The sequence below is a fragment of the Paenibacillus sp. FSL R5-0623 genome (assembly GCF_037974265.1).
Classification (GTDB): Bacteria; Bacillota; Bacilli; order Paenibacillales; family Paenibacillaceae; genus Paenibacillus.
Window position 1 is genome coordinate 3134723 of record NZ_CP150233.1, and the last position, 13337, is coordinate 3148059.

Annotated in this window: 12 protein-coding genes; all 12 read left to right on the forward strand. The window is 46.2% G+C overall.

What is annotated here, in order from left to right:
- The first annotated feature begins 149 nt into the window (after positions 1 to 149).
- The 12 genes from MKY92_RS13745 to MKY92_RS13800 all read left to right on the forward strand — a co-directional run bounded on the left by MKY92_RS13745 (position 150) and on the right by MKY92_RS13800 (position 13285).
- Positions 150 to 674 (forward strand): DUF5412 family protein, encoded by a 525-nt coding sequence (locus MKY92_RS13745; RefSeq protein WP_339301786.1) that lies wholly within the window; start codon positions 150 to 152, stop codon positions 672 to 674.
- A gap of 309 nt (positions 675 to 983) precedes the next feature.
- A complete protein-coding gene (locus MKY92_RS13750; protein ID WP_339301258.1) occupies positions 984 to 1988 on the forward strand; it encodes a Gfo/Idh/MocA family oxidoreductase in 1005 nt (334 codons plus the stop codon).
- Positions 1989 to 2012: 24 nt separating this feature from the next.
- Complete coding sequence (locus MKY92_RS13755) at positions 2013 to 2936, forward strand: AraC family transcriptional regulator (RefSeq protein WP_339301260.1); 924 nt, start codon at positions 2013 to 2015, stop codon at positions 2934 to 2936.
- A 12-nt stretch (positions 2937 to 2948) separates the two neighbouring features.
- Positions 2949 to 4046 carry a Gfo/Idh/MocA family oxidoreductase gene (locus tag MKY92_RS13760; protein ID WP_339301262.1) on the forward strand — a complete coding sequence of 366 codons (1098 nt, stop codon included), beginning with the start codon at positions 2949 to 2951 and terminating at the stop codon, positions 4044 to 4046.
- Positions 4047 to 4215: 169 nt separating this feature from the next.
- Positions 4216 to 4929 carry a glycosyltransferase family A protein gene (locus MKY92_RS13765; RefSeq protein ID WP_339301263.1) on the forward strand — a complete coding sequence of 238 codons (714 nt, stop codon included), beginning with the start codon at positions 4216 to 4218 and terminating at the stop codon, positions 4927 to 4929.
- Positions 4930 to 5276: 347 nt separating this feature from the next.
- Positions 5277 to 6029, forward strand: a complete 753-nt coding sequence (locus tag MKY92_RS13770) for a FadR/GntR family transcriptional regulator (protein ID WP_339301265.1) — start codon at positions 5277 to 5279, stop codon at positions 6027 to 6029.
- Positions 6026 to 7237, forward strand: a complete 1212-nt coding sequence (locus MKY92_RS13775) for a M20 family metallopeptidase (RefSeq protein WP_339301267.1) — start codon at positions 6026 to 6028, stop codon at positions 7235 to 7237. Before MKY92_RS13770 ends, MKY92_RS13775 begins: the two co-directional genes overlap by 4 nt.
- Complete coding sequence (locus MKY92_RS13780; protein WP_339301268.1) at positions 7234 to 8799, forward strand: ABC transporter substrate-binding protein; 1566 nt, start codon at positions 7234 to 7236, stop codon at positions 8797 to 8799. Before MKY92_RS13775 ends, MKY92_RS13780 begins: the two co-directional genes overlap by 4 nt.
- A gap of 103 nt (positions 8800 to 8902) precedes the next feature.
- Positions 8903 to 9820 (forward strand): ABC transporter permease, encoded by a 918-nt coding sequence (locus MKY92_RS13785; protein WP_017688654.1) that lies wholly within the window; start codon positions 8903 to 8905, stop codon positions 9818 to 9820.
- 16 nt (positions 9821 to 9836) lie between these two features.
- Positions 9837 to 10766, forward strand: coding sequence for an ABC transporter permease (locus tag MKY92_RS13790; protein WP_339301269.1), 930 nt, complete (start codon positions 9837 to 9839; stop codon positions 10764 to 10766).
- Between the two features lie 21 nt (positions 10767 to 10787).
- Positions 10788 to 12812 carry a S9 family peptidase gene (locus MKY92_RS13795; protein WP_339301270.1) on the forward strand — a complete coding sequence of 675 codons (2025 nt, stop codon included), beginning with the start codon at positions 10788 to 10790 and terminating at the stop codon, positions 12810 to 12812.
- Positions 12809 to 13285 carry a hypothetical protein gene (locus MKY92_RS13800; RefSeq protein ID WP_339301271.1) on the forward strand — a complete coding sequence of 159 codons (477 nt, stop codon included), beginning with the start codon at positions 12809 to 12811 and terminating at the stop codon, positions 13283 to 13285. Before MKY92_RS13795 ends, MKY92_RS13800 begins: the two co-directional genes overlap by 4 nt.
- Positions 13286 to 13337 lie beyond the last annotated feature (52 nt).

Below are 13337 nucleotides of genomic sequence, written 5' to 3' on the forward strand. Positions count from 1 at the left end.
TAACATGATAGTTTTATTCTACAAGCCCTTATTTTTTCTGTCCAACTAAGTGTAGCCGATCCAATGATGACCTATTTAAAATGAATGATTTTGATAACTGTTTATACATAATCTAAGTGGGAAGAGGGGGGACAATTTTAGTGAGAAAAATGAGCTGGGTTGCTTTGTTTTTAGTGCTTTTTTTATACTTAATTTCGATGTATTCACTATATTCTCATATGAATAATAAATGGCTAGTTAGTCCTCCCAACTATGTAACACTAATTCTTTCTATTTTAGGCCTGGCTCTAGCTTTACTTGGTTTCAAAGATAAATCGAACAAGTCTACTAAGGTAAGGAGTTGGATCTCGATGGTTCTCTCCGTAGTATTGATCTTCATCCTTTTGGGTGCTTTGTCATTTACATCGATATTTTCAGGATACAAACAATTACTTACGACTACGCATTCACCAGATAAGCACTATACAATAAGTTTCTATAAAACTGACGCTGGAGCCATGGGATCGTTTGGCGTTATGGGGGAATTAAAAGGCCCACTTTGGTTTAAAAGAGTATTTTATTATGAGGGGAAGACGGATCAGGTAGACTTGGAATGGGTCGATAACCATACAATTTCAATTAATGATCAAAAAGTTAACTTATTAAACGGTGAAACTGTGCGCCATAGCCCTTAAACTCTTTAAGATTTTGTTTGAAAGTTAACTGATAGCTAAAGCGAAATTCCTTTACGGAGTTTCGCTTTTTTGTGTTTAGAGAAAAAGATGAAGAGAAGTACTCATCATCAGATCAGTTATAGCTCAAAAAAGTTGATACCCGCTAAGTCCACGATAAGGGGGACTGAAAGATTGTGATAAATTAGTGGGGGTGTTAACATGTCGTGATTTTATACATTTATTGTCGTGAGTTTCTATTAAAAATAGATTAAGTCTGTGATAACTTATAGATAAATGTCAGAATATTATATAGTATGGAGGTAAGACACATTGACCATTCGAATTGGAAAAATTAGCTTGTGGCATGTTCACGCATGGGATTACATCAAGCAGGTACAGGAACATGAGGATACAGTCATCGCCGCTGTTTGGGATGAAGATGCCAAGCGGGGGCAGGAAGCTGCGGAACGCTTAAACCTACCCTTCTATGCTTCACTCGAAGATATGCTGGCCAAGGATGACATCGATGCCGTTATTGTAGATGCGCCAACCCGCATCCATGAAGAGGTGATCACCGCTGCTGCAAAAGCAGGTAAACACATCTTCACGGAGAAGGTTATTGCATCAACACAGGCGGAATCCAACAGAATCCTTAATGAGGTAAAGGCAAACAACGTCAAGATGACAGTTTCCTTACCACGTCTGAATGCAGGGTATACGTTAACGATTCAGAATGTACTTAACCAAGGATTACTTGGCAAAGTGACTTATGTAAGAGTGCGTTTATCGCATGATGGAGCAATATCGAACTGGTTACCTCAACACTTCTATGATCTGAAGGATTGTCAGGGCGGTGCACTGATTGATCTGGGCTGCCATCCCATGTATCTTGCCAAATTGTTTCTGGGTCAAGAAGTAACAGCGGTTAACGCGAACTTCGGATATATTACAGGCAAAGAAGTGGAAGATAATGCAGTCGCAACCTTGTTTACGGATTCTGGAGCAGTCGGCGTTGTTGAAGCTGGTTTTGTGAACAGCCATTCTCCATTTACGATTGAGGTTCATGGTACGGAAGGTACGCTTCTGTACGGAACACCCGAAGAGAAGTTATTGATTCGCACGAAAGCAGCAGAGGGACAGTATCAAGAGTGGACTGAACTTCCTTTGGCAGACCAAAGAGAAAGCGCATTCAATCAATGGGTCGCACATATACAAAATGATACGGATGCAACCGAAAACGTGCAGATTGCTATGGAGCTGACCCGTTTGATGGAAGCAGCGAATCTCTCTGCCAAAGAAGGGCGCAGAATCACTCTGAATGAGTTGAAGGGTTAGGTTTTATTAAGGAGGTGTGCAATCTTGAGCCTGTATCCTTATGAGAAAATGCTTGAACGGCAGGATCTCCTGGAGAGACTGGATATTTTAATGGTATGGGGACATTATGAGATTCGCGTGATGCGATTTCATCTGACTTCTTTTCCAGCGGGCCGAGTTGTGGATTTCCATAATCATGCAGAGTTTGAGTTTCATTTTATCCCAAGAGGTAAAGGTAAAGTTATTCTCGATGATCAGACACATGCACTCTCGGAAGGTATGCTTTATTTGACTGGACCGGGTGTCCTTCATTATCAGGAGGCTGATGCCAAAGAGGACATGGATGAACTATGTCTTCATGTGGATATCGTTCACAAGCCAAGAGAGCATGTTGATCCCTGGGAAGCAGCAGAATCCGAGGAAACGATTGAAAAGCTGAGAACGCTTCCGCTTACTCCGGTGAATGATTATCATCGGGCAATGCATTGTTTTTTGGAAGCCTACGAGGCATGTGATCAGAAATTGTTAGGTTATTATACGTCGATCAAGCAACTGGTTATCAGCATATTACTCAAAACCGTGCGAGCATACGACACCGGGGGGAATCGACCGGAAGCCCCTGTGCGGGATATGTCGGTGTATCGCTATGAGTATGCAGTGCAGTATATGGAGGCGAATCACCCTACAGTGGTCACACTGGAGCATGTAGCAGAGAAACTTCATATCAGCAGCAGACAATTGCAGCGAATCTTCTACCAAGTACAGCCGGAGATGCCGTTCAGCCGCGTACTGGAGGATATTCGTCTGCGCGCCGTGTGCCGCAATCTGGAGGAAAGTAACGTATCTATTGAACAGATCGCTCTTGCTTCAGGCTTCAATAATGCCAACTATTTGCATGCTGTATTTCGCAAACGTCTGGGGATGACCCCGTCGGCTTTTCGTAAAATGAAACAACCAATACTTAAGTGAGGGTGAATATGTATGAGTAAAGTATATCGTATCGGAATTATTGGCTGTGGTGGAATCGCGAATGGTAAACATCTGCCGAGTCTGAGTAAACTGGATAATGTTGAACTGGTGGCTTTCTGCGATATCGTTCAGGAACGTGCAGATGAAGCCAAACAGAAATATGGCTCTACTGATGCTGAAGTCTACACGGATTATCAGGAATTGCTCAAGGATAAGTCTTTGGACATTGTGCATGTACTTACGCCGAATATTTCTCATGCCGAGATTTCCATTGCTGCCCTGGAAGCGGGGAAACATGTCATGTGTGAGAAGCCAATGGCGAAGACATCTGCTGAAGCACAACTCATGCTCGAAGCGGCAGAACGTACCGGCAAGAAACTGACCATCGGATACAACAACCGTTTCAGAGAAGACAGTCAGTATTTGAAGAAGGTGTGCGAAGCAGGTGACCTGGGTAATATTTATTTTGCTAAAGCACATGCAATTAGACGTAGAGCAGTACCAACATGGGGTGTTTTCCTGGATGAAGAGAAGCAAGGTGGCGGTCCGCTGATTGATATTGGTACGCACGCACTTGATCTGACGCTCTGGATGATGGATAACTATCAACCAAAAGTTGTGCTGGGTACGACCTATCATGAGCTTTCACAACGTGAAAATGCAGCCAATGCCTGGGGCCCGTGGGACCCGAAACAATTCTCGGTAGAGGACTCAGCCTTTGGCATGATTGTGATGGAAAATGGAGCAACGATCATGTTGGAATCCAGCTGGGCACTGAACTCACTGGATGTGGATGAGGCGAAATGTAGCTTGAGCGGCAGCGAAGCGGGTGCGGATATGAAGAACGGACTGCGCATCAATGGTGAGAAATTCAGCCGTCTATATACCAACGAGGTTGAACTGAGTGCTGGCGGAGTAGCTTTCTACGATGGTAAGAGTGAGAGCGCACCGGATGTTGAGATGAGAAAGTGGATTGAAGCGATTGAAAACGATCAGGAGCCAGTCGTTACACCAAAACAAGCGCTGGTTGTATCTCAAATCCTGGAAGCACTCTATGAATCTGCTCGTACAGGCAAGGCTGTGTACTTGAATAACGGTAGCGAAGCATAGAACAGAAAAGAAAAAAAGGATAGATTAGATTGCATTGGATTACAGAACCCTTTGTCCCGTTATTTGGGGCAGAGGTTTTTTTGTGTTTTGGTTGCTAGCTATTGGTCCATACCATACTCTATTTCGGCACATATGATGAGAGAAAAATGAGCTGAAAAGAGGGTATGTCTTGACTAAACACAAAACGGGTCATGGTGTTTCCATTGTTGTATGTACCAATCGTCCTCAATTTTTTGATAACATCCTGCAAAATTACAGTCGGCAGCTTTATAAAAGCAAAGAGCTGATCATTGTCCTGAATCATGACAGTATGAATCTGGCATTATACCAAAACCGGGTTCGAAAATATGCGAATGTTCATGTATATCAAGTTCCAGAGAGCATTTCGCTAGGACAAAGCCTGAACGCTGGCATGACGAGGGCTCGTTTTTCGTTGATTGCCAAATTTGATGATGATGACTACTACTCGCCGTATTATTTAACAGAACAGGTGAGAGAACTGAGACGGACCAAAAGTGATATTGTGGGTAAACATTCGTGCCTAGTCTACTTGGGTGCGTCCAAGACACTGTTGGTCAGATCTCCGGCTGAAAAAAATAAACCGGTTGAATTTGTTCAAGGGGGCACTATTTTATTCAAAAGAGAGATCTTGAAAAAAGTCCGCTTCACGGACCGTTCTATTGGGGAAGATGTAACCTTCCTCAGACAATGCAGGAAAAGAGGATTCAAAGCGTACGCGACCTCACCTTTCAATTATGTGTATCACCGGAGAAAAAACAAAAAAAGCCATACGTGGAGAGCGGATGATAACTTTTACCTGGAGGGAAGCACCAAACTTGCAGTTACGGACGATTTCAGATCCTTTGCTAACAAGAAACTATAGAGGACAGGAACTAAACATTTACACAAAACGGAGAGGACAGAAAGAACCTGAAGAAGCGGAGCGTTCGCCTTTATCCCTGGATTTCCCCCTTTAGGGCTTCAAAGAAATCCGGGGATAACAGCGATCGGAAGGTTGTTCTGTCATCGTAGTGAACGGTGTAAATAAATCAACTAAGGGGAAGATGCTTCTGCCCAATGCGGATGCGTCTTTTTTGTGCCAAAATGCTTCAATTTGGAGGTGGTGAGAAAAAAATATGAATTTACTTGAAAAAAAGTATTGCATATAAGTTTAGTCGGAATTATATTAATGGTATAAGGTCTAGACCATATACAGATCGGAGTGTTTAGATGTCCAGTACGTTTTCATTTCGTTTTGAGAAAGTATCTACCAAAAAGGTTAGTGAATTCATTAGGGAACAACTGGAAGAGGCCATTATTCTGAAAGAATTAATGAGTGAAGAACAGCTCCCAGCCGAACGAGATCTGGCAGAGATTTTTAACGTAAGCCGCATTACTGTTCGTGAGGCACTCTCTTCACTGGAAGAGAAAGGCTTGATTGAGAAAAGGGTGGGTGCCAAAGGCGGAACATTTGTACTGCCTCTGACAGCCAATTCGCATAAGCGCACGAGAGAAGAAATTAAACGGGATTGGTCACAGATGCTGAAGGTGTTTGAATTTCGAACCATCATCGAGCCAGAGGGAGCTTTTCTCGCTGCTGAGCGGATCACCGCAGGCGAACTGGAGCTGCTTGAGAATTACATGGAACAAAGTATAGAGCCAGACTGCACAAGGGAATGGTTCAGGGCGCTGGATGTAAAATTTCATCTGACCATCGCCAAGGCGTCAGGGAATCCATACTGCGAGAGAGCCGTCAGACAGATCCGAACCAAAATTAACCCGGCGCTCGACTTGATGCCTTATGATGACCGGATACGTACCGTCAACCACGGTGTACATATGGAGATTCTTGAAGCATTGAAAGCCCATGATAGCATCAAGTCCAAGGAGACGATGAAAAGGCATATCGAATTCTCGGCTGACGCGATCTATGCCCGTTTGGTTTCTGAATCGGAAGAAAATGAAGGGAATGACAGCAAATGAATCGTTCAGAACTAATACAGCTGGCTCAGCCACTACAAGCTCAGTTAAGCGCTTGGCGCAGAGATTTACATCAGCATCCTGAAATCGGCTATGAGGAACATCGCACATCCGCTATCGTAGCCGAGCATCTGGAAAGCCTGGGACTCGAAGTTACACGCAATGTCGGAAAAACCGGGGTTACAGGCCTGCTTCGCGGAGAGACCGATGGACCAACCTTTGCCTTGCGCGCAGACATGGATGCTCTGCCAATCCAGGATCAGAAAGCGGTGGAATATCGCTCGCAAGTGGAAGGCAAAGCGCATCTGTGTGGACATGACGCTCACACCTCCATCCTGATGGGAGCTGCCCAGCTGCTTACTGGTCTTGGAAGACCGAAATCAGGCAACATCAAATTCATTTTTCAGCCAGCGGAAGAGGGACTTGCAGGGGCAAGAGCCATGATCCAGGACGGTGTTCTGGAGAATCCGAAGGTTGATGCCATCGCAGGATTACACATGACACCTGGACAGAACACGGGAACCTTGGGCGTAAGTCAAGGCGTTGCGTTTGCGTCAGCTGATCCCTTGATTATCAAGGTGTTTGGCAAGGGTGGTCACGCAGCTCGTCCGCATGAGGGCATTGACGCGATCGCGGTATCCGCTCAGGTCATCACCGCATTGCAAAATATCGTCAGTCGGATGGTTGATCCACTTGAACCGGCAGTAGTCACGATTGGCAAAATCACCGGAGGTTATATGGGAACAGCCATCGCCCCGGAAGTGGAGATGATCGGTACGGTTCGTACACTCTCACCTGCCATTCGTGAACGGATGCCAGCTTTGATCGAGCAGGTTGTTAAAGGGGTCTGCGATTCTTTCGGAGCTGGATGCGAAGTTGTCTACGGCGATGGATACCCTGTTGTCGTGAATGATCTCGGCATGGTTGACCTGCTAACAGAGACTTGTGATCAGGTTAATGCGGAGAAGGGATGGACCTATATCAAACCCTCCACAGGGGGCGAGGACTTTGCGTTTTATTGTGAACAGATTCCGGGTGTGTTCTTCAGACTAGGATCTGGGAATGATGAGGAACGTACTCGCTATCCACTCCACCATCCCATGTTTGATCTTGATGAGACAGCGATGCCTTATGGTGTGGGCATGTTGTCTGCAGTAGCACTTGAATTTTTGGCAAGGAATACAACTTCTGAGGGGGAGCAATCACAATGAAAAAAAGACAATGGACAGGATTGTGGATCACGTTACTGGCAGTTGTAATGGTACTCAGCGCTTGCGGAGGAAAATCGACAAGCACAAATGATAGTTCCGCAACAGAAGGAACGGGCAGTGGAAGCGCAAGTACAACACTGACCATTGCTGCAGCAACAGATATTGAGAGTTTCGATCCGCACAACAACAACAACACTTCCAGTGAGGCGGTTCTGGTCAACGTTTTTGATTATCTGATCAAAAATGACAGTGAACAGAAGAAAGTTGCGGGACTTGCGACATCATGGGATCAAGTCGATGATACAACATGGAGATTTAAGCTGCGTGAAGGTGTAACCTTCCACAATGGCGATCCATTCACTTCAGCAGATGTAAAATACACGCTGGAGCGCGTAGCCAAGGACGAGACACTGAAACAAAACAGTTATTTCAAAAATATTGTAGAAGTTAAAGTGGTGGATGACTATACCGTAGACATCATCACGGATGGTCCAGATCCATTGCTCCTGAATCGTTTGTCCAAAATGGGAGCAGGCATTCTGCCAGCAAAATATATTGCGGATAAAGGATTTGATGCTTTCCTGAAACAACCGGTAGGCACAGGCCCTTATAAGTTCAGTAAATGGACCAAAGATGATCGTGTGGAACTGGTGAAAAACGAGAACTACTTCGACGGTGAACCAAAATGGAATGAAGTGGTATTCCGCGTTATTCCTGAAGCCTCCACACGTGTATCCGAATTGCTTGCTGGTGGTGTGGATGTGGCGTCTTCCATTCCGTCCACTGACATTGCCCGGATCGAAGGCGAAGCAGATAAAAAGATTGTCAAAGCGCCAATCCAGCGTGTACTTCAGTTGATCTTCCGTCAGACAGAAGGCAGCATCACAGCTGATCCGAAAGTACGTGAAGCGATTGACCTGGCTATCGACAAACAAGGAATCGTGGACAGCATTGCCGGCGGAGCAGGTATCTTAACCCGCACATCCGTAACTCCGGGCAACTTCGGTGCTGATCCTTCATTGTACAAAACGTCACTCTATGATCAAGAAAAAGCAAAACAGTTGCTGCAAGAAGCTGGCTATGCGGAAGGTGAAGCCGAGATGACCATCTCCGTTTCCGCACAGTACAAAGAACAGGCTGAAGTTGTTGCAGCGATGCTGGAACAAGCCGGATTCAAAATCAATCTGGATGTCCTGGAAGCAAGTGCATTCAGTGAACGTTACAGCTCCAAATCATTCAAAGAAATCTTTATGATTGGTATTGGTAACTCCTTGTTTGATGCTTCGAACAACTACAATCGTTATATGTTGGAAGAAGCAAAAGGCGAGTCGGATTACAACAATCCTGAAGTAGAAAAACTGCTTCAATCGGCATTGGTGAACATGGACCCTGCGTCTCGTGAGAAAGAGTATCAGCAAGTACAACAGATCTTCTCTGAAGAACGCCCAGCCGTATACTTGTACCAAATGGAAGGTGTCTACGGAACAAATGCTAAAGTGAACTTCGTGCCGCGCAGTGACGAGATGTTCTATGCTGACGAGATTACACCTGTTGCACAGTAACATCGGGTATAACAACCGGTCATTGAAAAGATAGGCCGTGAACGGCAGGGACTGGATAACCATGTTCCTGCCGTTCTTTTTTAACAAGGGAGGTGAACAAGGAATGGGCAAATACGTACTTAAGTCACTACTGCAGATCATTCCGGTGCTGTTCATTGTTTCATTAATTGTATTCATTTTGGTTCGAGTCACCGGTGATCCGGTTGCGCTAATGTTGCCTGAAACGGCTACTGCTGAAGATCGTGCTGTCTTGACGCAGGCACTCGGTTTGGACCAGCCTTTATATACGCAATACGTGAAGTTTCTGGGCAGTGCGATACAGGGAGACTTTGGTCAGTCTTTTCGCTACAATCAGCCTGCGTTAGAGCTTGTGCTGGAGAGATTGCCTGCCAGCTTTGAACTGGCGGTAGCCGCCATGTTTTTTGCCGTACTTATGGCTGTGCCACTTGGGGTCATTTCAGCTGTCAAACGCAATACGTTTACCGATCTCATTATTTCAGGAATATCCGTCATTGGTAAGGCAATGCCAAACTTCTGGATGGGGATTATGCTTATCCTCTTGTTCTCCGTCATGCTGGGCGTATTGCCGGTATCTGGTCGCGGAGGATTGTCACATCTGATCTTGCCGGCATTTACACTTGGCGTTGGACTGGCTGCGCAGATGACCCGACTGATTCGCTCCAGCATGCTGGAGATTCTGAATCAAGACTATATCCGAACAGCCCGCAGCAAGGGGCTTGGCCGAATGGTTGTCATTGTGAAACATGCATTTCGGAATGGACTGATTCCAGTCGTGACAATTATGAGTTTGCAGTTTACAAGTCTGATCGGGGGAACCTTGATTACGGAAACGGTATTCTCCTGGCCTGGACTGGGGCAATTGCTGGTCGTTGCAGTCAACACCCATGATATGGCGATTGTACAGGCAGCGGTGTTTGTCATTGCCTTTATCGTTGTGGTAATCAACATCTTGACGGATGTAGCTTACAGGCTACTTGATCCGCGCATCAAATACGACTAGAAGGAGGTGCAATCATATGACAGGCAGCAATGAAATGCCAATTCCGGGTAGAGAACAGGAACAAGACAATGGGCGTGCACCAACGGGATTTCGTTATATCTGGCAACAACTGATCATCAGCAAGACCGGAATGTTTGGTGCTGTGCTTGTATTGTTGGTTGTGTTAATTGCCATAGGTGCACCTCTATTGACGAGTCATGATCCGGCAGCGGTGAATCCGCTGGGCCGACTTAAACCACCAGCATGGCTTGAGGGCGGAACGGCCGAATACTGGCTGGGTACCGATAATCTCGGCAGAGACATGTGGAGTCGAATTGTATATGGTGCCCGAGTTTCCTTAATCGTGGGTATGGGTGCAGTGATTGTATCAGGAATCATTGGCGCCATTCTGGGGCTGGTATCCGGATTCTACGGGAAATGGCTGGATGCCGTCATCATGCGTGTAGGTGATGCATTCATGGCGATTCCAACCATTCTGTTCATGCTTGTTGTGATGGCGATTGTTGGTCCCGGTATTACAACGCTGATCTTTGTCATCGGGGTGACAAACTGGGTCCCATTCACACGTGTGGTAAGAAGTGAGGTACTTAGTATCAAGGAGCGGGATTTTGTTCATGCGGCCAGATCGATTGGTGCGAAGAATGGAAGACTGATTCTGAAACATATTCTGCCGAATATCCTTTCATCCTTTATCGTCATCTGCGGTATGAATGTCGGCACAACGATTATTATGGAAGCTTCACTCAGCTTCCTGGGTCTGGGAATCAAACCACCTGATGTATCCTGGGGAGGGATGCTCAGTGATGGTAGACAATACGTAGCAACCAGCTGGTGGGTCGCTACATTCCCGGGACTAGCGATCACATTTACCGTACTCGGTGTTATTTTCCTTGGAGATTGGCTGCGTGATGTGCTTGATCCACGTACGGAGACAACCCATAAATAAACGGAGAAGGGAGCCATCAATATGAACCAAAGACCAATTATGCCGGAGGATCTGCGTCATTATCGTTGGATCAGTCAGCCGGTGATTAGTCCTAACGGACAAGTGGCTTATGTGGAACAGACCATAGATCAGGATAAAAACGAATATAACACGCAAATTCGAGGAATTTCGCTCGACGGTGATGAAGATATTGCACTTTCGGATGGAACAAAAGATTCCTCACCTGCTTGGTCGCCGGATGGCACACAGCTCACATTCATTCGCTCAGTGGATGGGGGCAAAGGATTATGGACGCTCCATTCAGATCAAAAAGAGCCTGTCATGCTGATATCTCCCGCACGTAAAATATTGAATTATATCTGGTCGCCGAACGGGCAGTACATTGCGTTTACCAGCAAAGTACAGCCAGAGGACCAACAGAAGAAGAAAGCTGATGACCAACAGGAGCCACCTGCACCTGTGTTGCGAGGTAAGGTCTTTGAGCGTACAACGCCGAAGGCGGAAGGGGCTGGCTGGTGGGATGGTCAATACAGTCATTTGTTTGTATATGAGATCAAAAGCGGGGAAATCACGCAGGTGACTTCCGGGCTATGGAATATCAGTGCTCCGGCGTGGTCGCCAGATAGCAAGCAGCTTTCTTTCATTTCGAAGCAATTAGAGGACGAGGAGCTTGATGCAGATCTGCTGTACTTTACGGATATATACAGCGTTCAATTGGGAGAAAGTGATCTCTTCAAAGTGACAGATTCCAGTCTGGCGATAAGCCAGTTCTCCTATTCGTCCGACGGGCAGCAGCTGATCCTGATCGCCAGTGATCGTGAGTATGGAAGCGGGAGCCACAACAGCTTATACGCTGTCCCCGTTCAGCGGGGTGTACCCAGGATAATTGCACCTCAATTAGATATGCAGATTGGTAACGCGGCGCTTGGAGATATGAAGTCGGCAGGTGCGTCACCTTCTCCTATCTCGGATAATAAGCATCCGGAACGTGGTGTATATGTACTCGGAACACATAACGGGAATGTGGACGTGTACAGTATTCAGGAAGATGGGGCGTGTCAATCCGTTACGGGCGCTGGTGAAAAGGATGTGTATCAGTATACCTTAACGTCAGATGGTACGTCGCTGGTTATCGCTGCGTTGACAGATGAACACCCTGGAGAGTTATATCGCGTGGATATCGACAGTGGTGAAATGTTCAGACTCACCCGCAGAAATGATGAATTCTTGGCTGAATTAGCTGTTAATGTGCCTCTACGTGTAGAGTTTAAGTCTTCCGATGGATGGCCGCTTCAAGGTTGGTTAGCCACACCGGCAATACGCGACACCGATGGGAAACTGCCACTGATTTTGCAGATTCATGGTGGACCCCACGCGATGTATACGGGAACATACAGTCATGAAATGCAGACACTCGTTGCACAAGGTTATGCTGTGCTGTGGATCAATCCTCGCGGAAGTATGGGATACGGTCAGGAGTTTGCCAGAGCTTGCTGTGGCGACTTTGCCGGAGGGGATTACCGGGATCTGATGGAAGCTGTTGATTATGCCCTGGCTACATATGATTTCCTTGATGCTTCACGTCTGGGTGTGGCGGGTGGCAGTTATGGCGGAGTGATGACCAACTGGATTGTAGCGCATACCCATCGTTTCAAGGCGGCTGTAACCCAGCGATGCATCTCCAACTGGTTGTCCATGTATGGAACGAGTGATATCGGAATTTCCTATGTTGAGGGAGTCATTGGTGGTAATCCGGCGGAAAACGCTGAATACCTGTGGTCTCGCTCACCTCTTGCCCATGCACATCACATTGAGACGCCACTTCTGATCATGCACGGAGAGCAGGACTATCGGACACCGATTGCACAAGCGGAGGAATTATATACTACGCTAAAACGATACGGCAAAAAGACCAAACTGATTCGTTATCCGGGTTCCAACCACAGTTTACTCAAAAGCGGTAAACCTTCACTTCGGATCGATAGCTTCGAACAGGTGAATGCCTGGTTCAATCAGTATCTCGGGAATGAGGAGGTCGAGCAATGAGTCGAACTCAGCTGTCCATTCCTGTAGGGCTTCTTGTAGAAAATGTACTGACAAGTGGGGAATCAAAAGAAGTTATTATTGAATGTTTACAACGTCGAGACTATTCCCGTTTGTTGCCTCTGGTTAAGGAATCCGCGATGGATTTTGATGAAAGACTACAGACAGCAGATGATATCGGAGACGATTGGGAAAAGGCGATACGTCAAGGTTATGAGTTCAAGTTTTTGCATATTAACGGGTTGAAACGATTGCTCGATTTCCGGTTTGACCGTAAGGTGGATCGGGATTACGTTCAAGATGAACTGTCACTGAAGCATATTCGTCTGACCCCACAAGAGATTGAACTGCTACAATCGTTAATTGGCAGGCAATGGTTCGTGCAAGTAGAAGAAACAGAGGCAGCAGAAGAAGGCAGCAAAGAGAGTGGGTTATCCTCCCGCATTCCAGTCCGTATTCAATTGAAGTTCCCTTAATATAGACCAAGAAGAAGCCGCGATGATCGCGGCTTTTTTGGTATGTACAGAT